The sequence below is a fragment of the Neorhizobium sp. JUb45 genome (assembly GCF_004343585.1).
Classification (GTDB): Bacteria; Pseudomonadota; Alphaproteobacteria; order Rhizobiales; family Rhizobiaceae; genus Neorhizobium.
Genome location: NZ_SLYW01000001.1, coordinates 630,055 through 653,156 on the forward strand (window position 1 = coordinate 630,055; position 23,102 = coordinate 653,156).

At 60.6% G+C, this 23,102-nt stretch carries 23 protein-coding genes and 1 tRNA gene; 7 read left to right on the top strand and 17 right to left on the bottom strand.

Annotated features, from left to right (window positions below):
• Positions 1 to 38: 38 nt before the first annotated feature.
• The 10 genes from EDF70_RS03015 to EDF70_RS03065 form a co-directional block, all read right to left on the bottom strand.
• Positions 39 to 3,365, bottom strand: a complete 3,327-nt coding sequence (locus EDF70_RS03015; RefSeq protein ID WP_132271769.1) for an efflux RND transporter permease subunit — start codon at positions 3,363 to 3,365, stop codon at positions 39 to 41.
• 11 nt (positions 3,366 to 3,376) lie between these two features.
• Positions 3,377 to 4,579: an efflux RND transporter periplasmic adaptor subunit gene (locus EDF70_RS03020; protein ID WP_132271771.1), complete on the bottom strand. Its 1,203-nt coding sequence runs from the start codon at positions 4,577 to 4,579 to the stop codon at positions 3,377 to 3,379.
• Positions 4,580 to 4,848: 269 nt separating this feature from the next.
• Complete coding sequence (locus EDF70_RS03025; RefSeq protein WP_132271772.1) at positions 4,849 to 5,817, bottom strand: ABC transporter substrate-binding protein; 969 nt, start codon at positions 5,815 to 5,817, stop codon at positions 4,849 to 4,851.
• Positions 5,818 to 5,895: 78 nt separating this feature from the next.
• Positions 5,896 to 7,023 (bottom strand): ABC transporter permease, encoded by a 1,128-nt coding sequence (locus EDF70_RS03030; protein WP_132271774.1) that lies wholly within the window; start codon positions 7,021 to 7,023, stop codon positions 5,896 to 5,898.
• Positions 7,020 to 7,928, bottom strand: a complete 909-nt coding sequence (locus EDF70_RS03035; RefSeq protein ID WP_132271776.1) for an ABC transporter permease — start codon at positions 7,926 to 7,928, stop codon at positions 7,020 to 7,022. The genes EDF70_RS03030 and EDF70_RS03035 overlap by 4 nt, the downstream gene beginning before the upstream one ends.
• 225 nt (positions 7,929 to 8,153) lie before the next feature.
• A complete protein-coding gene (locus EDF70_RS03045; RefSeq protein WP_132271778.1) occupies positions 8,154 to 8,966 on the bottom strand; it encodes an ABC transporter ATP-binding protein in 813 nt (270 codons plus the stop codon).
• On the bottom strand, positions 8,963 to 9,325 hold the full coding sequence (locus EDF70_RS03050; RefSeq protein WP_132271780.1) for a hypothetical protein: 363 nt from the start codon (positions 9,323 to 9,325) through the stop codon (positions 8,963 to 8,965). The genes EDF70_RS03045 and EDF70_RS03050 overlap by 4 nt, the downstream gene beginning before the upstream one ends.
• A gap of 2 nt (positions 9,326 to 9,327) precedes the next feature.
• A complete protein-coding gene (hydA, locus tag EDF70_RS03055; RefSeq protein ID WP_132271782.1) occupies positions 9,328 to 10,782 on the bottom strand; it encodes a dihydropyrimidinase in 1,455 nt (484 codons plus the stop codon).
• Positions 10,779 to 11,288 carry a DUF559 domain-containing protein gene (locus EDF70_RS03060; protein ID WP_245519028.1) on the bottom strand — a complete coding sequence of 170 codons (510 nt, stop codon included), beginning with the start codon at positions 11,286 to 11,288 and terminating at the stop codon, positions 10,779 to 10,781. Before EDF70_RS03060 ends, hydA begins: the two co-directional genes overlap by 4 nt.
• A 154-nt stretch (positions 11,289 to 11,442) precedes the next feature.
• Positions 11,443 to 12,696, bottom strand: a complete 1,254-nt coding sequence (locus EDF70_RS03065) for a Zn-dependent hydrolase (RefSeq protein WP_132271786.1) — start codon at positions 12,694 to 12,696, stop codon at positions 11,443 to 11,445.
• Between the two features lie 270 nt (positions 12,697 to 12,966).
• On the opposite strand from EDF70_RS03065, the gene EDF70_RS03070 reads away from it, so the two are divergent.
• On the top strand, positions 12,967 to 13,611 hold the full coding sequence (locus tag EDF70_RS03070; RefSeq protein ID WP_132271788.1) for a TetR family transcriptional regulator C-terminal domain-containing protein: 645 nt from the start codon (positions 12,967 to 12,969) through the stop codon (positions 13,609 to 13,611).
• Positions 13,612 to 13,669: 58 nt separating this feature from the next.
• On the opposite strand, the gene EDF70_RS03075 is transcribed toward EDF70_RS03070, so the two are convergent.
• Positions 13,670 to 15,580, bottom strand: coding sequence for a methyl-accepting chemotaxis protein (locus tag EDF70_RS03075; protein WP_132271790.1), 1,911 nt, complete (start codon positions 15,578 to 15,580; stop codon positions 13,670 to 13,672).
• Positions 15,581 to 16,272: 692 nt separating this feature from the next.
• Here EDF70_RS03075 and EDF70_RS03080 point away from each other — a divergent pair.
• From EDF70_RS03080 to EDF70_RS03100, 5 genes are all read left to right on the top strand, one after another.
• The gene (locus tag EDF70_RS03080) at positions 16,273 to 17,484 is read left to right on the top strand and encodes an RNA ligase RtcB family protein (RefSeq protein WP_132271792.1); all 1,212 of its coding nucleotides are present in this window, start codon (positions 16,273 to 16,275) and stop codon (positions 17,482 to 17,484) included.
• The gene (gene prfH / locus EDF70_RS03085; RefSeq protein ID WP_132271793.1) at positions 17,471 to 18,085 is read left to right on the top strand and encodes a peptide chain release factor H; all 615 of its coding nucleotides are present in this window, start codon (positions 17,471 to 17,473) and stop codon (positions 18,083 to 18,085) included. Before EDF70_RS03080 ends, prfH begins: the two co-directional genes overlap by 14 nt.
• A 216-nt stretch (positions 18,086 to 18,301) precedes the next feature.
• Positions 18,302 to 18,715 (top strand): DUF2325 domain-containing protein, encoded by a 414-nt coding sequence (locus EDF70_RS03090; protein ID WP_132271795.1) that lies wholly within the window; start codon positions 18,302 to 18,304, stop codon positions 18,713 to 18,715.
• 179 nt (positions 18,716 to 18,894) lie between these two features.
• On the top strand, positions 18,895 to 19,335 hold the full coding sequence (locus EDF70_RS03095) for a hypothetical protein (RefSeq protein WP_132271797.1): 441 nt from the start codon (positions 18,895 to 18,897) through the stop codon (positions 19,333 to 19,335).
• Positions 19,336 to 19,481: 146 nt separating this feature from the next.
• The gene (locus tag EDF70_RS03100; RefSeq protein WP_132271798.1) at positions 19,482 to 19,799 is read left to right on the top strand and encodes a FliM/FliN family flagellar motor switch protein; all 318 of its coding nucleotides are present in this window, start codon (positions 19,482 to 19,484) and stop codon (positions 19,797 to 19,799) included.
• 1 nt (position 19,800) lies between these two features.
• Here the strand turns inward: EDF70_RS03100 and EDF70_RS03105 are convergent, their stop codons facing one another.
• From EDF70_RS03105 to EDF70_RS03115, 3 genes are all read right to left on the bottom strand, one after another.
• Positions 19,801 to 20,121: a DUF423 domain-containing protein gene (locus EDF70_RS03105; RefSeq protein WP_245519066.1), complete on the bottom strand. Its 321-nt coding sequence runs from the start codon at positions 20,119 to 20,121 to the stop codon at positions 19,801 to 19,803.
• 55 nt (positions 20,122 to 20,176) lie between these two features.
• Positions 20,177 to 20,566, bottom strand: a complete 390-nt coding sequence (locus EDF70_RS03110) for a group II truncated hemoglobin (protein ID WP_132271801.1) — start codon at positions 20,564 to 20,566, stop codon at positions 20,177 to 20,179.
• A gap of 399 nt (positions 20,567 to 20,965) precedes the next feature.
• Positions 20,966 to 21,178 (bottom strand): hypothetical protein, encoded by a 213-nt coding sequence (locus EDF70_RS03115; RefSeq protein WP_132271803.1) that lies wholly within the window; start codon positions 21,176 to 21,178, stop codon positions 20,966 to 20,968.
• A 203-nt stretch (positions 21,179 to 21,381) separates the two neighbouring features.
• Here EDF70_RS03115 and msrA point away from each other — a divergent pair, with 203 nt between their 5' ends.
• Entirely contained in the window at positions 21,382 to 21,894 is a 513-nt protein-coding gene (gene msrA / locus EDF70_RS03120) for a peptide-methionine (S)-S-oxide reductase MsrA (RefSeq protein WP_132271805.1), read from the top strand.
• Between the two features lie 447 nt (positions 21,895 to 22,341).
• On the opposite strand, the gene EDF70_RS03125 is transcribed toward msrA, so the two are convergent.
• From EDF70_RS03125 to EDF70_RS03135, 3 genes are all read right to left on the bottom strand, one after another.
• Complete coding sequence (locus tag EDF70_RS03125; protein WP_132271807.1) at positions 22,342 to 22,485, bottom strand: DUF1127 domain-containing protein; 144 nt, start codon at positions 22,483 to 22,485, stop codon at positions 22,342 to 22,344.
• A gap of 113 nt (positions 22,486 to 22,598) precedes the next feature.
• Positions 22,599 to 22,829 (bottom strand): hypothetical protein, encoded by a 231-nt coding sequence (locus EDF70_RS03130; protein WP_245519067.1) that lies wholly within the window; start codon positions 22,827 to 22,829, stop codon positions 22,599 to 22,601.
• Positions 22,830 to 22,988: 159 nt separating this feature from the next.
• A tRNA-Arg gene (locus EDF70_RS03135) sits at positions 22,989 to 23,065 on the bottom strand.
• Positions 23,066 to 23,102: the final 37 nt, after the last annotated feature.

The window sequence follows — 23,102 nt, forward strand, 5'->3', positions numbered from 1 at the left end:
CTACCCCTCCTTGCGCTCCGGCAGGCAAGGAGAGTTGCTTATTCGGCGGCCATAGGCGGCAATCTCAGGACGTTGTTACCCTGGCTGCCCGGTGAACGGTCATCGCTTCTATCGCGTTCGAGGCGGTCGATCCGTTCTTGTAGTGCCGCAATATCACCGGCCTGTTCACGCGTTGCCTTGGTGAGCGCCTCCTCCGTCATCGGCAGTTCTTCCTCGTCCTTCTTCCCGACCAGTCGGCCGAACAGGCGGGCGAGCAGGCGCGACAGGTCGTCCATGATCAGGAAGAAGGCCGGCACGACGAGAAGCGACAGCACGGTCGAGACGATGATGCCGCCGATCACGGCAATCGCCATCGGTGCGCGGAACGAGCCGCCTTCGCCAACGCCGAGCGCAGACGGCAGCATGCCGGCCGACATGGCGATCGAGGTCATGATGATCGGGCGGGCGCGTTTGCGGCCGGCTTCTACCATGGCGTCGACGCGGCTCATGCCCGCATGTTTCATCTCGATGGCGAAATCGACCAGCAGGATGGCGTTCTTGGTGACGATACCCATCAGCATCAGGATGCCGATCAGGACGGGCATGGACAGCGCGTTCTGGGTGATAATTAACGCCACTGCGACGCCGCCGATGGCAAGCGGCAGCGAAAACAGGATGGTGAAAGGCTGGATCACGTCCTTGAAGAGAAGGATCAGGACGACCAGAACCAGCAGCAGACCGAGCAGCATGGCATTGGCAAAGCCGGACAGCATTTCGCCCTGCACCTTGGCATCGCCGCTTTCTGCCAGTTTGACACTCGGCGGCAGTTTCGTCTCGTCGACGATGCGCTTGAACTCGGCGGTCGAGGTTTCCAGCGCCGTGCCCTGCGGTACGTCGGAACCGATGGCGACGACACGGTTGCGGGCATTGCGCTTGATCGAGCTTGGGCCTTCCGAATAATCGATATCGGCGACGCTGGAGAGCGGTACGGTGGCGCCCGATGCCGTCTTGATTTTCAGCGCGCGGATACGGTCGAGATCGCGGCGGGTATCGAGCGAGGTCTGGACGCGGATGGGGATCTGCCGGTCATCCAGCGAGATCTTTGTCAGTTGCGCATCGATATCGCCGATCGTTGCCACGCGCACGGTCTGGGCGATCTGCTGCGGGGTGACGCCGAGACGGGCGGCTTCATCCTTGCGCGGGCGGATCTGCAGTTCCGGGCGGGGCAGGGCGCCATCCTGCGAAACGTTGGCGAGGATGGGCGAGGCGCGCAGGTTGGACTCCAGAAGTGCGACCGCCTCGTTCAGCTCGTCATTGTTGTCGGAGAGAAAATTGAAGGTGAGTTCGCGCTCCGCCCGATCGTTGATTTTCGAGATGCGCACATCCGGGATGGATGCCACCTTGGCGAACAGTTCCTTCTCGATATCCCATTGCGGCCGTGTGCGGCCATGGTCTTCGATTTTCGGTAGCCAGGTGCCGATCAGCGGAATGTTGCCAAAACCCTTGTTGACGATGGTCTTCAGCAGCGAGTGATCCATGTTGCCGAGGATGACGCGGATTGTGGCGCGGCGCAGCTCGAGATCGCCCTTGGGGGATGCACCACCCAGCACGAAGACGCTTTCGACGCCGTCGAGATCTTTTACCGTATTGTAGATCTGCGCACTGGTTTCATCGGTCTCCTCCAGTGTCGCATTGGGTGGCAGTTCCACCGAAAGCACGATGCGTGAAGAATCTTCCGGCGGCAGAAAACTGCCCGGCACTTTCGACAGCAGGAACAGCGACGCACCGAGAAAGGCGATGGCGCCGAGCAGCGTCGCATAACGCCAGTACCATTTGTGGGTGGTGCCGGAGACGACCTTCGAATATGCCCGCATCAGCCGGCCGTCATTGTCGTGATGGTCATCCATCGCGTCTTCTGAGCGCATCAGATAGGCGGCCATCAGCGGCGTGATCAGCCGCGCCACCATCAGCGAGAAGAACACCGAAAACGCAACCGTCAGACCGAACTGGATAAAATACTGGCCCGGAATGCCCGGCATGAACGACACCGGCACGAAGACGGCGATGATGGTAAAACTGGTAGCGATGACGGCGAGGCCGATTTCATCCGCAGCTTCCAGCGCTGCCCGATACGGCGTCTTGCCCATCTTGATATGGCGGGCGATGTTTTCGATCTCGACGATCGCGTCATCGACAAGAATGCCGGTTGCCAGCGTCAGCGCTAGGAAACTGACGAGATTGAGCGAAAAGCCCATCACGTCCATGATCCAGAAGGTCGGCACGGCCGACAGCGGCAGGGCGACGGCGGCGATCAGCGTCGCACGCCAGTTGCGCAGGAACAGGAACACGACGATGACGGCAAGGATCGAACCTTCGACCAGCGTGTGCAGGGCGGATTCGTAATTGCCGTAGGTGAAGTAGACGCTATCATCCACCATCTCGATGGCGACGTCCGGATGGGCGGCGCGCACCTGATCGAGACTTTTCGCAACGGTTTCGGCGACGGAGACTTCGCTTGCGCCCTTGGCGCGGAACACGGCAAAGGTGACGGCGGGATTGCCGTTGAAACGCGAGAAGGATTTCTGTTCCTCATAGGCGTCGGTGACACGGCCGAGCTGCGAGAGTTTTACGAAATTGCCGGTGGGCAGGGTTATCGTCGTATTGCTCAGTTCCGCGACACTGCGGGCATCGCCCAGCGTGCGGATCGCCTGCTCATTGCCGCCGATCTGGCCGCGGCCGGAACCGAGATCGACGTTCGTGCCGCGCAGCTGCTCGTTCACCTCGGATGCGGTAATGCCATAGGCATCGAGCCTTCCGGGTTCGAGCATGACCTGCACTTCGCGGTCTGAGCCACCGTAACGGTCGATACGGCCGACGCCAGCCTGACCCTGCAGGGCGCGTTTGACCGTGTCATCGACGAACCACGAAATCTCTTCGAGCGTCATGTTGGGGGAGGAGACGGCAAAGGTCTGGATCGCCTGACCCTCGACATCGACCTTGGAAACAACCGGTTCCTCGACATCGGCGGGAAGATCGCTGCGGATGCGGTCGATCGCGTCCTTGGTGTCCTGAACCGCTTCGTTGGTCGGTTTTTCGATGCGAAACAGCACGGTCGTGGTGGACTGGCCATCAACCACCGTCGACTGGATCTCGTCGATGCCGCTGATCGAGGCGACCGCATCCTCGACCTCCTTGGTGACCTGCATTTCCAGTTCGGCTGGTGCGGCGCCGTTCTGGACGACGGTGATCGACACGACCGGCACGTCGATATTGGGGAAACGGGTGATCGGCAGCGCATAAAAGGACTGGATGCCGACGAACATCAGCAGCGCAAAACCGAGGATCGGCGCGATCGGGTTGCGGATCGACCAGGCGGAAAAATTCATGGAGAAATCCCTCAGTTCGACGCTTGGTTCGATGTGTCGGCGCTCTTGGCTTCCACAGGCGCAATGCGGTCGCCGTCACTTACGAAGGCGCCGGCCTTGGCCACCACCTTGTCGCCGGCTGCAAGGCCGCTGACGATTTCGACAAAACCTGCATCCTGAATGCCGGTCTCGATCTTCACCTGCTTGACGACATCGCCTTCGACCTTGCGGGCGATCGAGCCGTCGCGACCGCTGGTCACCGCCGATTGCGGCAGCGCCAATGCGGTCGTCTGCGCAACGATCACTTCGGCACTGGCGAACATGCCGGCGCGGGCGCCGCTCGTCGCATCGACGACGATATGGACTGCGCCGAGACGGGTCGAGGCATCGACCGTCGGAGAGACAAGGCGCACGACGCCGTCTATGCCGGTGCGGTTGCCGGCCACGCGGATCGTCGCCTTCTGGTCCTTTTTGATCTTGCCGATATCGGTCTCGGCCAGATCTGCGACCAGTTCGATGGCGCCATCGCGGATGATGTTGAACATCGGATCGCCGCTGCCAGCGGCAATCGCCCCGACCTTGGCGGTCCGGACCGAAATGACGCCTGATACCGGCGACCGAACATCTGTGCGGGCGAGTTTCAGGTCGATATCGGCAATCTGAGCATCGACGACCTTGATGTCGGCCTCTGCAACGCCGACCGCCTGCTGGGAAGCCTTCAGCTTGGCGTCGGCGACCTGCGCCTGCGCATCGGCCTGTTCCACCTGTGCGGTGGAGCTTGTGCCGCTCTGGCCAAGGCGCTGGGTACGGTCGCGCTGGCGAATGGCATCGTCATAGCTCGCCTGCGCTTCCACCACCTGCGCCTTCGATTGGGCAAGGGCTGCTTCCGCTTTGGCTTTGTTGGCCTGATACTGGCTTTTCTGCAGGATGAGCGCATCGCCGTCCAGTGTCGCCAGCACGGCGCCTGCCTCGACGCGGTCACCGACATCGACATTCAGCGTCTTGATCGGCAGACCATCGACGAGCGGCTGAACGAACACCTCGTTGATCGGGCGGATCGTACCGGTGGCGATGACGCGGTCGGTGAGCGGCCGCTCGGTCACCGCTGTCACGACGATGGCCGGCAGTTTCGCGGCGGGTTTCGGCTGCTGTTCCTGTGCGAAGGACGGCACTGCGAAGGTCGAAACGATCGCAAACATGGCGGCGGGCAGAATTTCAAGGCGGCGTCGGGACATACGGACTCTTTCATGAATATGGGAGAGAATCCAATCGCTGCCGATCGAGACTGCGCCTCCCAACGCAACGTCGCCGATCAAATGTGCAGCGGCATTTGCGAATGCAAGTACCGGCTTCACGCCTGCGTGAATTTACCGGTTCGGGCAGCGCAAATCAATCAGGGCAGCGTATCACCCGCTTTGCAGTTTCTTTGCAAATTGTAACAGCGGGCACCCGAATGGATGCCCGCTGTTTGCGGCATTGCTAAGACTGTCGGGCCCTGTCGCGATTATTTCGCGGCCGTGGTGATGTCGGCGGTATAGGCGCCTTCCGGCTGTTTGGTGATGATCTTCTGGTCGAGCAGCGCTTTAACCGTGCGGTCATAGGTGGCGGTGTCGAGCACGCCGGTGCCGGTGCCTATCAGTTTGGCGACCTCGCCCATCATGCGCTTCTGGTGGTTCTCGTCCTGGCCGCCATTGTCCATGACGATTTCGGCCGCTTCATCCGGGTTTTCGATAGCGTATTTCCAGCCCTTCATCGAAGCGCGCACGAACTTGACCATGTTCTCCTTGAATTTCGGGTCCTTCAGCTTGTCCTCGGTGGCGTAAAGCCCGTCTTCAAGAAGGTCGTTGCCCATGGCGGAGAAGTTGAAGACGGTGAGGTCTTCCGGCTTGAAACCGGCATCGATCGCCTGCCAATATTCGTTATAGGTCATCACCGAGATGCAATCGGCCTGCTTCTGCACAAGCGGCTGCACGTCAAAACTCTGCTTGAGAACCGTGACGCCATCGGCGCCGCCATCGGTTTTCAGGCCCAGCTTGTTCATCCAGGCGAAGAACGGATATTCGTTGCCGAAAAACCAGACGCCGAGCGTGTGGCCCTTGAAATCGGCTTCAGTCTTGATCGGCCCATCCTTGGGGCAAATCAGCTGCAGGCCGGATTTCTGGAAGGGCTGGGCGATATTGACGAGCGGTACGCCCTTTTCGCGGGCAACCAGCGCGCCGCCCATCCATGCAACCACGACATCGGCGCCGCCACCGGCGATCACCTGTTCGGGGGCAATATCCGGGCCGCCGGGCTTGATGGTGACGTCGAGGCCTTCTTCCTCATAAAATCTCTTGTCCTTGGCGACATAATAACCGCCGAACTGGCCCTGGGTGACCCATTTCAGCTGCAACGTCACTTTTTCGGCGGCGTTGGCTTCAGCGGCTGACAGCGACATCGCGCCGGCCATCAATGCGAAGAGAAGTTTTTTCATCGGTCTGTTCCTTGTTCCTCTGTGGTTTTTGCTTTGGGTATTGGCCCACCCTTCTGCGGGGCGGGTATTCTTTTGCGTTCAGCCCGCGCGGCTGGACGGATGCCAGAAGGTCACAGTCCGCTCGGCAAGCGCGATCAGACCGTAAAACAGAGAGCCGGCGACGGCGGCCGTGGCGATTTCCGCCCAGACCATGTCGACATTCATGCGGCCGATCTCGGTGGACATGCGAAAACCCATGCCGACGATCGGCGTGCCGAAAAACTCCGCGACGATGGCGCCGATCAAAGCCAGTGTCGAATTGATCTTCAGCGCGTTGAAGATGAAGGGCATGGCGGCCGGCAGGCGCAGTTTCATCAGCGTCTGGCTGTAATCGGACGCATAGGTGCGCATCAGGTCGCGCTCCATCGTGCCCGTCGTGGCAAGGCCTGCCACCGTGTTCACCAGCATCGGAAAGAAGGTCATGATGGTGACGACGGCGGCTTTGGATTGCCAGTCGAAACCGAACCACATGACCATGACCGGCGCCACGCCAATGATCGGCAGCGCCGACATCAGATTGCCGATCGGCATCAGGCCGCGACGCAAAAAATCCACCCGGTCGGCGAGGATGGCGGTGACAAAACCCGAGGCGCAGCCGAGGAGATAACCGGCCAGCGCCGCCTTGAAAATGGTCTGCTGCACATCGGCCCAGAGGATGGCGAGCGAGGAGGCGATGCGCACGCCGATGGCCGATGGTGGCGGCAGGAGGATGAAAGGCACGCCGAAACCGCGGGTGAGGGCTTCCCAGAGGATGAGGATCCAGGCGCCAAAGATGGCCGGGATCAGCAGCCGCAGCACGGTTTTCGCCGCACGGGCGCGTGGTTCGATGTGGGCAAATTCCGAGGCGCTGCCCCAGGCCAGCAGCCATGCGGCGGCAATAGCCAGGAAAAAGGCGGCCGACATTTTTCCCTCGTTGCCGGTGAGGCCGGAGAGAAGGGCGAAAGCGCAGAAATGTGCTCCGAGGAAGAGAAGGATTCCACGCAGCGCCGGACCACTGTTTTCGAACGCCTGCAACATCAGCGTCGTGGTGACGATGCCGCCGGCGATCAGCATGCCGTTGCTGGCCGGATTGGCGGCATCGGCCAGGGTGAGCGGCATATGGGCCGTGGCGGCAAGGGCCAGCAGGGCGGCGGACAGCGAATGCCAGTTGCGTTTCAGGCGTCTCATGCCGGCCTCCCGCTTGTTCGCGTACTGGTCCTCGCGCCCATGGCCCGATCGACCAGCTTGGCGGCAAGGCCGACGATGGCCACCAGAAGTGCGGCGAGAATGGAGCCGGCGATCAGCGCCGCCCAGATATCGATCGTCTGGCTGTAATAGGCGCCGGCGAGAAGTTTCGAGCCGATACCGGCCACAGCGCCGGTCGGCAGTTCGGCAACGATGGCGCCGACAAGGCTTGCGGCGACTGCCACCTTCATCGAGGCGAACAGGAAGGGGATGGCGGCAGGCAGGCGCAGCTTGAAAAGGGTCTGCAAGGCGCTGGCGTGATAGGTGCGCATCAGGTCGAGATGGATGCGATCGGGCGAGCGCAGGCCCTTCACCATGCCGACCGCGACCGGGAAGAACGACAGGTAGGTGGAAATCAGCGCCTTCGGCAAAAGCCCGGTGATGTTGACGGCGCCGAGCACGACGATGACCATCGGCGCGATCGCCAGAACCGGCACGGTCTGCGAGGCGATGATCCACGGCATCAGGCTGCGATCGAGCGTTCTGACATGGACGATGCCGATGGCAATGGCGATGCCGAGAGCCGTGCCCATGATAAAGCCGAGCGCCGTCGAGGAGAGCGTCACGCCGGCATGATAGACGAGGCTGCGGTTGGAGGTGACTTTGCGCAGAACCGTGTTTTCGAAGAGGTTCTGCGCCACCTGATGCGGCGCCGGCAGGATCGGTTTCGGCTGAGCCATGGTTTTGGCGAGAAACTCCATCGGTGTCGAGGTGACATTGCCGCGACGGTCGAGATCACGCTGAAAGGGGGCGTTGAGGGCGTAGGCGGCAATGTACCAGATGGCGAGGATGGCGATGACGATGGTGAGGACGGGCAGGGTGTGGTGGCGCAGCGTGGTCATATTCATGTTCCGACATCTCCCGCCCTGTGCCCTTCGTCACCCCCCTCTGTCCTGCCGGACATCTCCCCCACAAGGGGGGAGAACGGCCGGGCGCATGAACTCCTCTCCACAATCAGCCTTTCAGCGGGCGATAGGAGATCTGAGCCGGGAAGGTCTTGCCACCCCAGATCTCCCCCCTTGTGGGGGAGATGCCCGGCAGGGCAGAGGGGGGTAAACTGAAATCGCTGAGTCTCATTCCTCATAACTATGCCCCGCCCGCAAACCTTCGCGCACCCGGTGGGCGATTTCCAGAAACTCCGGTGTCTCCCTGATCTCCAGCGGCCGTTCCTTCGGCAGGGTCGAGTGGATCACATCGGTCACCCGACCCGGACGCGGCGACATCACCACGATTTTGGTCGACAGATAGACCGCTTCGGGGATCGAATGCGTCACGAAGCAGATCGTTTTCTGCGTACGCGACCACAGGTCCAGAAGCTGTTCGTTGAGGTGATCGCGGACGATCTCGTCGAGCGCGCCAAACGGTTCGTCCATCAGAAGCAGGTCGGCATCGAAGGCGAGGGCTCGGGCAATCGAGGCGCGCTGCTGCATGCCGCCCGACAGTTGCCACGGGTATTTCTTGCCGAAACCGGTCAGATTGACGAGATCGAGCACGCGGGAAATGCGCTCCTGTCGCTCGGCAGTCGAATAGCCCATGATTTCCAAGGGCAGGGCGATGTTCTTTTCGATCGTGCGCCAGGGATAAAGGGCTGCCGCCTGAAACACATACCCGTAAGAGCGTGCCTTGCGTGCCTCTTCCGGCGTCATGCCGTTGACGGAGATCGTGCCGGATGTCGGCTGTTCGAGATCGGCGATCACCCGCAGAAACGTCGTCTTGCCACAGCCGGACGGGCCGATGAAGGAGACGAAATCACCCTTGGCGATGTCGAGATCGACATTGGACAGCGCATGCACCGGGCCGTCATTGGTGTCGAAGGTCAGGCCGAGATTTTGGGCGCTGACGACCGAATAGGTTTTTGCCGCGGCGGTGCTGATCTTCTTGCTCATTTGCATTTGGGAAGTGGTCCCCACTTGGTGCCGTCTCTGGCGGTGATCGTGTAACCCTTCGCCGATTTCGTCAGCGTCATGGTGTGGACCGGCCCGACTTCGCCCTCGGCATCACATTGTGCCTTGATGGTGAAGCCGCTGCTGGTCTTGGTGGCGGCGCTCTTGAACTCGCAGAAGGAGGCGGCTGTCGTCACGCCCTCGTCGTTGAGCAGGAAAAATACGTCGGCGCCGGAGGATTCGCCTGTTTTGGCGTAGATGCAGCCCTCCTTGTTGCCATAGGCTCCGTCGAGGAATTGTGCGGCTTCGGCGCTGAGCGGGGCGAACAGGCAAAAGGGAAGTGCGAGACTGAGCTTGCGCATCATCATACTCCGCTTGCCGGAATGCCGGACCGCTCGACTTTTCGAGGCGCCGTCAGTTCCTTCCAGTTGGACAAGGCCTTTGCCGGTGCGGGGAAGGGTGCACGGGAGACAAACCTGCCGTCGCCCTCCTTGGACAGGATTTTCCCATCGGCATAAACGACCGTTCCACGCGACAGCGTGAAGCGCGGCAGGCCGCTCACCTCTTGGCCTTCAAAGATGTTGTAATCGAGCGCCGATTGCTGGCTCTCCGCCGAGATGACTTTCGAGGCCTTTGGATCGAGCACAACGATATCGGCATCGGCGCCGACAAGAATGGCGCCCTTCTGCGGATAGATGTTGAGGATTTTGGCGATGTTGGTGGAGGTGACGGCGACAAATTCGTTCATCGTGATGCGGCCGGTCACCACACCATGGGTCCAGAGCATCGGCAACCGGTCTTCCAATCCGCCGGTGCCATTCGGGATCTTTCGGAAATCGCCGATGCCGTTGCGTTTTTGCGCCGTGGTGAAGGCGCAGTGATCGGTCGCCACCACCTGCAGGGAACCGGCCGAAAGGCCGGCCCAGAGACCATCCTGATGGCGTTTGTCGCGAAATGGCGGCGACATGACGCGGCGGGCGGAATGGTCCCAGTCCTTGTTCGAATATTCGCTTTCGTCGAGTGTCAGGTGCTGGATCAGCGGTTCGCCATAAACCCGCATGCCGGCCTGTCGGGCACGCCGGATCGCCTCATGCGCCTGTTCGCAGGAGGTGTGCACGACATAGAGCGGCACCTTGGCCATGTCGGCGATGATGATGGCGCGGTTGGTGGCTTCACCCTCCACCTCGGCGGGACGGGAATAGGCATGCGCCTCCGGGCCGTCATTGCCGGCGTCCATCAGTTTCTGCTGCAGGGCGGCGACGATATCGCCGTTTTCGGCGTGGACAAGTGGCAGCGCGCCGAGTTCGGCGCAGCGGGAGAACGAGGCGAACATCTCCTCGTCATTGACCATCAGCGAGCCCTTGTAGGCCATGAAATGTTTGAACGAGTTGATGCCATGGTTGCGCACCACCGCTTTCATTTCGTCAAACACCTGTTCGCCCCACCAGGTGATCGCCATGTGAAAAGAATAATCGCAATGGGCGCGGCTCGCCTTGTTGTCCCAGCGTTTCAGCGCATCGAGCAGCGACTGGCCGGGTTCCGGCAGGCAGAAGTCCACCACCATGGTCGTGCCGCCGGCAATGGCCGCGCGGGTGCCACTATCGAAATCGTCGGCGGAATAGGTGCCCATGAACGGCATTTCGAGATGCACATGCGGATCGATGCCGCCCGGCATGACGTAACAGCCCGTGGCGTCCAGCACGGTATCGCCGGACAGGTTCGGGCCGATCTCGACGATCTTTCCGCCATCGATCTTCACGTCGGCCTTGTAGGTGAGGTCGGCGGTGGCGATGGTGCCGTTTTTGATGACTTTGGTCATGCATTCTCCTCCCGTATGCGATGATAAGAAACCTCCGGCGGATAGAAACGTGTCGTTTCGCAAGCGGCGGCCAGATCGCCTGCGAGGGCCGCGAGGATGGTATCGAGGACCGCGCGGCGCTCGCCGGTGATTTCATGGTTCCAGAACCGCAGCACGGCGTAACCGTTGGCATTCAGCCATTGGGTTCGGATCCTGTCGGACATGCTGTCCGCGTGGTGAAAACCGTCTATCTCGACAATCAGTCCTCTATCGCGGCAGAGAAAATCAACGATGTATGGACCGAGCGGCACTTGGCGGGCGAACTTGTAGCCATTCAGCAGCCGGTTTCTGAGTTCGCTCCAGAGCCGGTATTCTTCTTCGGTTTCGTTGCGGCGTAGTCGCCGGGCTTGAGACGTCTTTCCGGCGCGGCGTTTGGTGATGTGGTCATCGGGCATGATGCGTACCCCCTCATCCGGCCCTGCGGGCCACCTTCTCCCCGAGGGGGAGAAGATAAGCCGTACCGTCATGGGTTCCAACCGTGCGTTGCTACGGGTGGTGTAGAGGTATGAGGCCGATGAATGCCTCTTCTCCCCAACGGGGAGAAGGTGGCCCGAAGGGCCGGATGAGGGGGATCTTGCTGCAAGGGTAGTGGTCAATGATTTCACGGTGTCCCCCACTGCATCACACCACAATCTCCGCCGTCTCCAGCACCGCATGCAGCAGCACATCACAGCCGGCCGATGCCCAGTCCTTGGAAATCTCCTCGGCCTCGTTATGCGAAAGTCCGCCGACGCAGGGGCAGAAGATCATCGTTGTCGGTGCCACTTTCGAGGCCCAGCAGGCGTCGTGGCCGGCGCCGGAGATGATATCCATGTGGCTGTAGCCCAGCTTTTCCGCCGCATGACGGACGCGCCCGACCAAGGTCGGATCAAAGGTAATCGGATCGAAATGGCCGACCGCCTCCACCGCGCAATCGACGCCGAGGACCGCGCACATGTCGGCGGCTGCCTTTTCCACCCGTGCCCGCATGCGGTCGAGTTTCTCCTGGCTCGGCGTGCGCATGTCGACTGTGAAGACCACCGTGCCGGGCAGCACATTGCGGGAATTGGGCGAAAAGAATGCCTGTCCGACACCGGCGACCGCGCCCGGCTGTTCGGCCATTGCTGCCTCCTGTACCGCTTCGAGGATGCGGCCGAAGGCGAGGCCGGCATTGACGCGGCGGTCCATCGGCGTCGAGCCGGTATGGGCCTCCTTGCCCGTCAGCGTGAATTCCAGCCACCACAGGCCCTGGCAATGGGTGACGACGCCGATCTGCTTTTCTTCCGCTTCGAGGATCGGTCCCTGTTCGATGTGATATTCGAAATAGGCGTGCATCTTTCTGGCGCCGACTTCTTCCTCGCCCAGCCAGCCGATGCGTTTCAGCTCGTCGCCATAGGTCTTTCCGTCGGGATCTTTTCGCGAATAGGCGTAGTCGAGCGAATGCACGCCGGCAAACACGCCCGATGCCAGCATGGCCGGGGCGAAGCGCGCGCCTTCCTCGTTGGCCCAGTTGGTGACGACGATCGGGTGTTTTGTCTTAACGCCGAGATCGTCGATCGAGCGGATCACTTCCAGCCCCGCCAGCACGCCGAGCACGCCGTCATATTTGCCGCCGGTCGGCTGGGTGTCGAGGTGGCTGCCGATATAAACGGGCAGGGCATCCGGGTCGGTGCCGGGGCGGGTCGCAAACATCGTGCCCATCTGGTCGGTGGCAACCGTCATGCCGGCATCCTCGCACCATGCCTTGAACAGGTGGCGGCCTTCGCCATCGGCATCGGTCAGCGTCTGGCGATTGTTGCCGCCGGCAATGCCGGGGCCGATCTTCGCCATCTCCATCAGCATGTCCCACAGGCGGTCGCCATTGACGCGCATGTTCTCGCCGGGTGCTGCCACCATCGTGATCTTCCTCGCCTGTTATCAACCGCCGTTCGGCGGCATTGCGTTTTCCCCGCAGGTCTTTGGCAACCTGTCTTTTGCAGTCGAAACAACATCGGCATTGCGTTTGTTTTTATGGTCGCCGATAATTTGACCGATTGGTAAAACATGGCAATTTTCAAGCTGGCACTCAAGACGGGAATCGTGAAAAATATTCGCTGAAATTGAAGGCAGAATGCCTGAAAATGCGGCGGTTTCGAGCGAGCCAGCGGTCGCTGTGAAAGGGTAGATATGGCCATTCCAAGGGCGGCACAGACACAGCGGCGCACCCGCATTCAGGAGGAAAAACAGGAGCGCATCCTTGAGGCGGCGCTCGACGTGTTTTCTGCGCGCGGTTTTCGCGGCTCGACACTCGATCAGATCGCCGAGGCGGCGGGCATGTCGAAACCCAACCTGCTCTATTATTTCCGCACCAAGGAGGCGATCCACCGGCAGCTGATCGACCGGGTGCTGTTCACATGGCTCGATCCGTTGAAGGCGTTCGATGCCGATGGCAGGCCGGAATCGGAAATCCGTTCCTACATCCGCCGCAAGCTGGAAATGTCACGCGATTTTCCGCGTGAAAGCCGGCTGTTCGCCAACGAGATTCTGCAAGGCGCGCCGCACATCGAGGACGAGTTGAAAGGCCCTTTGAAAGAACTGGTGGATGAGAAGGCTGAGGTGATCCGCGCCTGGGCACGTTCGGGAAAAATCGCCAAATGCGATCCCTACCACCTGATCTTTTCGATCTGGTCGACCACCCAGCATTATGCGGATTTCGACGTGCAGGTGCGGGCCGTGCTCGGCCAGAACCTGTCGGGTGAGGGGCGTTTCGAGGATGCCGCGCGTTTTCTCGAAGAGCTTTTCATGCGCGGGCTGGCAATCCCTAAAACCTGAAAAGCGAAAGGCCCGGAGATCGCTCTCCGGGCCTTCTTTCTCGATGTGCCGATGATGATCAGGCGGCCGAGCGGTAACGATGGCCGGTATGCGAGGCGTGGCCTTCTTCCAGCTTGAAGTTCTGCAGGATGGACTGCAGCTGGCGGCTTTCTTCGGCGAGCGTTTCGCTGGCGGCAGTGGTTTCTTCCACCATCGCAGCGTTCTTCTGGGTCATCTGGTCCATGTGGTTGACCGAGGAGTTGATCTCGGCCAGCGCCATCGACTGTTCCTTGGCGGCGGTGGCGATCGATTCCACATGTTCGTTGACGCGGTTGACGAGGTTTTCGATTTCCAGAAGCGCATCGCCGGTGGAGCGAACGAGGCTGACGCCGCCTTCGACTTCCGAGGCAGAGGCGCTGATCAGCGTCTTGATTTCCTTGGCAGCGTTTGCGGAGCGCTGTGCCAGTTCGCGGACTTCCTGAGCGACGACGGCGAAACCACGACCGGCTTCACCGGCGCGGGCAGCTTCGACGCCGGCGTTGAGCGCGAGCAGGTTGGTCTGGAAGGCGATCTCGTCGATCACGCCGATGATCTGGCTGATCTTGTTGGAGGATTCCTCGATGCGGCCCATGGCGGTGACGGCCGAGCGGACGATGTCGCCGGACTTCGACGCGCTCTGCTTGGTCTGATGCACCATGTCGCGGGCTTCGTTGGAACGGGCCGAGGCGGCGCGCACCGTCGCGGTGATTTCGTCCAGTGCTGCGGCGGTTTCTTCCAGCGAGGCGGCCTGCTGCTCGGTGCGCTTGGAGAGATCGTTGGCAGCCGAGGACAGTTCGGCCGAGTTGTTGTTGATCGTGCCGGCAGCGCCACGCACATTGTGCATGGTGGCGCGCAGCGTCACCATCGTGGCGTTGACGTTGCCCTGCAGTTCGGCGAAGGCGCCCTGGAACTGGCCTTCCATCGTCTGGGTCAGGTCGGCATCGGCGAGCGCTGCGATGACGCGGCGGACTTCGGTGACGGCGCTGTCGACACTGGCCACCAGTTCGTTGACGCTGCCGGCAAAGCGGTTGAGGTCTTCGCTCTGGTAATCCTTGCGGATGCGGGCGGTAAAATCGCCGGCAACGGCGGAAGCGACGACGGTGGCGATGCTGGACTGCAGATCGGAGCTGCGCTCATGCAGCACGGCTTCCTGTGCCTTCAGCTGGTTCATGGCAATCGCGTTGTTGCGGAAGACATCGACCGCGCGGCCCATTTCGCCGATTTCGTCCTTGCGGGCAGCATCGACGGCGCTGCCATCGAGATCACCCTTGGCAAGGCGGCTCATGGCGTCGGTCAGGTCGCGGATCGGGCGGATGATGCCGCGACGGGCAACCAGCGTGCTGATGACGCTGCCGAGAATGATGAAGCCGATTGCAGCCAGTGCCGAGATCAGCATGGCTGTCGACGAAGATTCGACGGCGGATGCACGGGCTTCCGCCAGCGACTTGCCGGAATAGGTGCTGTAAACCTTGACCGTGTCGGTGACGACCTTCTGGCCATCGAGTGCCTTCTTGAGGCCGGCGCCGATGGCTGCCGTATCGGCCGGGTTCTTTTCGGCGATATCGACCATCTTGCGGATCTCGCCGAAATAGCTCTCCATTGCGCCGCGAATAGTCTTCAGCTGATCCTTTTCGGTGGCGTCAGCGGTCGACTCGATCTTGGGCAGGCGGCCGAGCATTTCGGTCGAACGCTTGTCGGTTTCAGCGCGGAAATCCTTGGCCTTTTCCGGCGCAGCGGCCAGCTGGTAGGTCATGCGGCTGATGGCGATGATGTCGACGCGCAGGTCCATCGCTTCGCGGGCCACTTCCTCGCGGGAGCCGACGGAGACCATTGCCTGCTGGAGACCGTAAAGGCCGCTGCCGGCAACGCCGGCGATCACGACCGAGGACAGGCCCATCACAACCGTGACGATGCCGAGTTTCTTTGAAATGGCCATATCTTTGAATGCCATAATGCTACACCCCACCCATAAATCTGCACAACACAACGGCGCGTGGCGCAGCTCTTCTCTGAGGGAGGCGCGACAGCATGCTTGTGCGACAAAATGGCAGGTTGGCACTAATTGCAGGTTAAAATGCAGACTGATAGTTGTTGTGCCAATGAAGTAACGTCCCACCAATATTGTACCGAATAAATGTAAATTATTCGGGCAATTGCTCATTGCAGGTGTGTCTAAAATTCTTTTGAATGCAGATACTTCGTTTTCCGGCATGTGATGCGAAATATCTCGCGCATGCCGCGAAAAATGTTGCGTCGCGGAATATATTGCACTGCACAATAGTCGGCCACTGCGATATGGCCAAATAAATTTTCGCTTTAAATTCGAAAAAGATGATTGCTCGGCCTTTTGTCATGTAGCCGGTCGGCATCATGACGTGTTCCTTGGTGACGGCGACCTTTTCGCCACAGCCTGACCCAAAGTCATGTGCCACGCTTTCGTCGCTGCTTGCTTCTGAAAGACGCCTGTACTAGTTGAGCCTCACTGATTTCTGGAACAAGGGAGCGCCCGATGCAAAACATCTCCGCACGCCCCAATGGGGTTTCGGCTTAACTCGGTCATTGTGCCGATGAATGCCGATTGACCTGCCGCGCCGATTTTTCGGCTCTTCGGCAGACGATCACTCCTATCCAGAGTTTTTCAAAATGGGCACTTCCATCGGGAGCGATAGCTCCCACACGCCGTCGGTGCAGCCGGCGGCCATTCACCGTGTCTTCTCGGACAGGGCCTGGATCGAAGGCGCCGCCCTTCACCAGCTTGACGAGATGGCACGTCTTCCGGGAGCGAGGGAAATCGTGGCATTTCCCGATCTTCATCCCGGCAAATACGGTGCGACCGGTGTCGCGCTGTTGTCTGATCGTCTTCATCCGCTGCTGATCGGCAACGATATCGGCTGCGGCATGTCGCTGTTTGCGCTGGATCTGCCGCTGCGCAAGCTGAAGATCGACAAGGCGACCGCACGTCTGCGTACCTTCGAGGCGCAGGAGCTCAGTGATGTCTCCGCGCGTCTTGAGGAAGCCGGCCTCCCGCCAGAACTTTTCGAGAGTTCGCTCGGCACGATTGGCGGCGGCAACCATTTCTGCGAGTTGCAGGCCATCGACAAGCTGGTGGAGGGCAAGGATCTTGACGATCAGCGTCTTTACATCCTTGTTCATTCCGGCTCTCGCGGTTTTGGTGCGTCGGTCTTTGAAACGATGCTGACCAACCACCCCTCGGTGAAGGATGGCATCGATCCAGCGTCCGAAGCGGGGCAGGCGTGGCTTGCCGCGCATGACCGCTGCGTTGCCTGGGCTTCGCTCAATCGCCAGCTGGTGGCGGAACGGGCCGGTCTCTCCCTTGGGGCCGATGTCGAACGGATCGCAGATATCCCGCACAATCTCGTGCGGGTGTCGGATCGCGGCTTCGTTCACCACAAGGGCGCGGCTGCGGTGAAGCCGGGCGAACTCGCACCGGTTGCCGGCTCTCGCGCCAGCCTCAGCCATATTGTCCGGGCCGTTGAGGGCGTTGCGAATGCTCTCGGTGCTATCTCGCATGGTGCGGGCCGCAAATATGATCGCGCCACCATGCATGGCCGGGTCGGCAAGACGCGTTCGGATCGTGAGCAGCTGTTGCGCAATGCCTGGGGTGGCGTGGCGATCTGCGATGATCGCAATCTCGTCATCGAGGAGGCGGCTGCCGCCTACAAGGATTCGGGCCATGTCGTGGCCGATCTTGTTGCCGCCGGGCTGGTCGAGCCGGTCGCGACCTTGCGTCCGCTCGTCACCTACAAGAAGGCGGTGGACGAAGCCGAGGCCGATCGCCGCGACCGCAAATCCGGGCATCGGGAGATGAGGAGGCAGAAAAATGGCCGGCGTTGATCTTCTCGTCACCTCCGGCGACGGTCCGGTGGAATGCCGGATTGCCGTCACGAAGCTGGTCGATATCCTGCGCGTCGAGGCGGGCAATCGCGGTTGCGGTTTCGAGGTCAGTTTCGGGCCGATGCCGGACAGGCACGGTCCGAAATCGGCGATCGTCAATCTCGACGGCGAGGGTGCCGCAGCTCTCGCAGGCGACTATGCCGGCACGATCAAGTTCATGTTCAAGAGCCCGGTCCGGCCGGGCCACAAGAGGCAGAACTGGTTCGTGGCGGTGCAGCCGGTCGATCTTGCCGCCGAGCAGGTCGACAACTCTCTCGATCCCGCCGACCTTCGGTTCGAGACCTTGCGGGCGGGCGGGCCGGGTGGGCAGCATCAGAACACCACGGATAGCGCCGTTCGTGCCGTGCATATCCCGACCGGCCTAACGGTTCTGGCGCGCGACGAGCGTTCCCAGCACCGCAACAAGGCGCTGGCGATCCGGCGTCTTGCCGGCATGCTCGCCATGCTGGAACACGGAAAGGCAGATGCGGCGCGGCGGGAGCGTTTTCTCGCCAACCGTAATCTGGAGCGCGGCAACGAGGTGAAAACCTTCAAGCTGTAAACCTGAAAGGGCCCCATCCGGGGCCATTTCGTCCTCTCATTTCGTCTTTAGGGCAGCGTCATTTTGGCATCGGGTAAATTTCCTGACCCAAATCCTCAACTTTAATCTTTACTCTCAAAATCAAGTTTATTAATGTGCGCTACATCACGGACCTCCCGCTCTAGGGAGTGAGCCAGAATTTGATTGCAGCACTTTGATTGCGACACGAGGATTGATATGGCGAAGAAGCAGAAGCGCAAGGGCGGCGGAAACAGCGGTGCCGACGATACGGCTCGCGAAGCCTCGAGCCTCACCCAGTCGCAGCAGGATATCCGCAGCTTCCTTTATGTCGGCGGACGTGACTGCCAGGTGGCGCATCTGCGGGCCATCGCCAGCGCGCATGGCGCCGAACTGATCCACCATGACGGCGGTCTTCGCGAGGCGGTCTCGCGCATCGATACCGTGCTGCCCTCGGTCGACTGTGTGTTCTGCCCCATCGACTGTATCAGCCATGACGCGTGTCTGCGCGTCAAGACGGGCTGCAAGAAGTTCGGCGTCACCTTCGTGCCGCTGCGCAACGGTTCGAAATCCAGCCTCGATCGCGCCCTTCAGACGATGAAGGATCGCCGCGAAGAACGCCGGGTTTCCTAAAGTCTGCACCTTTCCACCGCCTGAAATGCACAAACAGCCCGGCAGATCGTCGGGCTGTTTTGCGTTGGCGTTTTCCCCAGGGCATGGCGCACCCCTAAATGTGACAGTTGCGCATCTTTCTGCGAGGCGATACAGCGTTAAGAATTGTTTAACCAAGCTGTTTGCCTCGGACCACTCATTTGAGACCTCAAAAACCCCGTAACTATCTGGCGCAGTTTTATAGCGCCAACGACAATGCGCAGACGCGCATGCGCAAGGCCAGTCTGATCGGGCAGGCGATCTATCCCAAGGGCGGCGTCAAATCTTTTGCCAGCGTGCAGATCCGTATCGTGGCGCTGCATGAGAAGGGCGCGATCATCCAGTCGAAGGCGCTCGAATTCCTGCCGGACCATTTTTACATCTGCCTCGGTGCCGGCGAGATCTTTTTCACCTGCGCGAAAAAGGATGTCGGCAAGGGCGAGATGGTCGTGGCTTTTTCACAGGCCGAGGATCCGTTTTTCATCGAAGCCCTGGCGCGCGTTGTTCTGCCGCTGGCATCGCTTGGCAGCATCCGTGATGCCTGCCCGCCTGTGGTGCAGGCACGAATGACCCGAAACCGGCGACCGGTTGTCACGATATAAAATGATTATGTATCGTTTTCAGACGGTGAGCCCGTCGCTTTTGTGGATGTTTACCGCTCGTTGAGGTTTACGGCGGATGGGCCGCGATTTGGCAAATCCCTCGGGTTAACCTGTGATTCACCGTAGATTTTCAGAGAGCACTCATCATGAACAGCGATACATCCGCCGGCCAGCCGAACTCTGCGACCTCCCGTGCCGCCATGCCGGCCACTGCGCTGGAGCTTTCATCGCCGCGGGTGAGGGACATTCCGATCGAGGTTCACGCCGTTCTCGGCAAGGTCAAGGTGTCCGTTTCGCAACTGATGTCGGCCAAACCGGGCGAGCCTTTCTGGCTGGACAAACATTTTGGCGAGCCGGTCGAGCTGCAGGTGAACGGCAAGCGCATCGGTTATGGCGAAATCATTGCCGACGAGCGCGACAACATTATCGGCATCCGCATGATATCGGTCGAATCGGATCTCTGAATCAGGCTTTGCGCACCGGCAGAAATGCACCGGCTGCGATCACCAGCCAGCCGAGCATCATCAGAGTGCCGCCGAACGGGGCGGCAAACGGAAACAGCCGGTCGCCGAGGAAATGGCGCGATATCAGATCGCCGGCAAACACGATCGTGCCGAGGCCGAGTACGAGGGCTGCAAGGGTGGCGGTGCGAAAACGGGCATGGCCGAGATAAAGCCCGAGCAGAACCGGCGCATGCGCGAGGCACATGGTGGAGGCTGAGCCCAGGAAATGCGTGTCACCGCTATGGCTGGCCGCCGCTGCCAGCGCCACGCCGCAAAGCCCCATCAAGCCGCTGACAAACAGAATCAACGGGCGCAATTTCTCTATCCCTGCCAAGGGCCTATTCCTTGTTCTGCATGTGAAAGCCAAGCCGTTCGATCGGTGGCCAGATGATCTCGCGCAGTTTTGGGTTCTCGATGGTCTCATCGAGTGCGCGGCGGAAGCACAGCAGCCATTCGTCGCGCTCGGCCGGTCCGATTTCGGCGCCGAAATGGCGTGAGCGCAGCCGCGGATGGCCGTATTTTTCAACATAAACCGGTGGGCCGCCGAGATATCCGGTCAGGTAGTCGTAAAGCTTGGCTTCACTTCCCTCAAGGTTTTCGGGGTGAATGGCGCGACAGCGCGCCGCTTCCGGCAATATGTCCATCAGCTCGTAGAAACGGCGGGCAAGGGCGCGCACCGTCGCATCGGCACCGATCGCCTCGTACAGGGTGATTGTCTCGCCGGTCATGCGTGGTCCATTGCTGCCGTCGCCGACTGGTCATGCCGACCGGGTTTTGCCGGTCTCTGGCATGGGGCACCGCGACGGCGGGTTTCATTTTGTTTGATGTTTGTTACGCCGCCACGCGCGGGCCGGCAAGCGGCCAACCGTCGCAGGAGGGTGGCTGAGGGATGGTTCAGACCGGACGTCGTGTCGGGGAGCCGGCCTTGATAGCCGCCGATGGATTCAGATCTTCGCCGGCGGCCCAATCGGACGGCTCCTGCAGAACCGGCGAGGCGGGCCAGCGCGCCTGGCGCATGACTTGCCGAGGCGCCGTCTCCGATAACGCAGCCGATGATGGACTGGGCGCGATTGCCCTCTCGGGCCGTCTCGAAAAACGCGTATATTCGTTTCCGCTGCGCGTCGAAATCATGCCGCACCCATCACGTCTGTGCTGCGGTAACCGCTTGGCGTTTCGGCGATGACGATATCGAGCCTTGCCCGCTCGATCTCTGCCCTCTGGACGCGAGCGGCACTTTGCAGAAGTTGCACGAATGCCGCTATCGGCACCTTGTCGGCCTCAAGCAGCTGCACGATCATGGGATCGATGATGGCTTCGCTGATGGTCAGGTCTCTACTCATTCGCGCTCCTCCTTCGCAACCGAGCAGTCTGCTGAAATTGCGCTCATTTGATGTCCCGGACAAGCGCTTTTTTAGCAGGGTCGAAAGTACCAGAATGGACCATGCTGCCGCCTTGATCTGGAGCAAGCGCGTCACCACCATCTGTAAAATCCCCGCGTCACCTCCTATATTCATCGGGACAGATCAAACATTGGAGACATGTCATGACGACAGAACGTGCAGTGCTGGCCGGCGGCTGCTTCTGGGGAATGCAGGATCTCATCCGCAAGACGCCCGGCGTCATCTCGACCCGCGTCGGTTACAGCGGCGGCGAGGTTCCGAACGCCACCTACCGTAACCATGGCAACCACGCCGAAGCGATCGAGATCAATTTCGATCCGGCGCGTATCAGCTTCCGTGATCTTCTGGAGTTTTTCTTCCAGATCCACGATCCATCGACACCCGACCGTCAGGGCAATGATCTTGGCCCGAGCTACCGCTCGGCGATCTTTTACGTCGATGACGCCCAGAAACAGGTGGCGGAAGACACGATTGCCGATGTCGACGCCTCCGGCCTTTGGCCGGGCAAGGTGGTGACGGAGCTGGCGCCGGTCTCCGACTTCTGGGAGGCCGAGCCGGAACATCAGGATTATCTGGAGCGCATTCCGAACGGCTATACCTGCCATTTCGTGCGCCCGAACTGGAAACTGCCGCGCCGTCAGGTTCTGACGGCCTGAAATTTCAGGTGCCATCGGATGGGACAAAGAGGGCGGGGCTGCCATGTGCGGCTCCGCCCTTTCTGTTTCCTATGATCTGCAACGGGAAATCGAAGCCAAGAAAAAAGGCCGGGCGAAACTCGCACCGACCTTCCTCACTCCATCTCGACGACACTGCCAGTACATCCGTGGTCAGGCGGAGATGAATTCTTGTATGGGAGCAATATGGGCATGCTTTGTGAAAGTTTCAAGACGCGCGCCCGGGAAAGCTCCGGAGCCATGCCGGCAACAGTGTCGCTGCGGCAGCTGATTGGCGCGTGGCGCTCGTATTCGGCGCATCCTTGGGCATTTGCTGGAATGCGGCGGGCAGCGTCAACGCTTGCGGCCGTTCCTTTAAAGTGCCGTGAGAGGCGAACTGTTTCGCCTCCGGCATAATATTCACATGTCTTTGCCTGGCCGAAGCCCGGCTTAGCGGCCGGAACCGAGAACGGCGGCGCGGATGGTCGAACGGGAAATGCCGAGGTCGTGCAGGGCGCGGTCGTCGAGCTGGTCCAGTTCGCGCATGGCGCGGCGGTTGGCGGCGTAGTTCTTCAGTTTTTCAGCGATACGCATATGTTTCTCTCCTTCGTTGATGCACATTATATAATCGTTTGAATGACGATTTTCTATGCATTTGCGAGCAATGGAGGCATGCGTTTGCTGCGTGGCTGTGCATTGGCGCTTGTTCAGTCGTTGCGGCTGAACGGTATGCGCACCACCCGCCGGCTGACCAGAAGCAGGCTGCGATCCGGCTGGAGGATATAACGTTCGATGACGCGATAACCGAATTCGTTTTGGAACTCATGCGTCAGGCTGCTGCCGATGGGCGATTTGGTGAGGCGCGTGCGCGGCTGGCCGCCATAGGTGATGCTGCCGGGAATGGGCTGGATGCCGGGGCCGATCTCGAACGGCTGCATGCCGGGACCGGGGGTGGCTGTGCAGCCCGTCAATGTGAGCGCGAAGGCGGCGCAGAGGATGGTCTTGTTCATGGGAATGTCGTCCTTGCCGGAAGCGGATAAGCTAAGGCTTATCTGGTGTTCTACGTGGTGAGGGCAAGGTGGGGATGGTTCTGTAAGTGGCGCACCCGACAGGATTCGAACCTGTGACCTTTGGAATCGGAATCCAACACTCTATCCAGCTGAGCTACGGGTGCTAACCTTGTCCGGCGATGACTCGCCGGTGTCCGATGA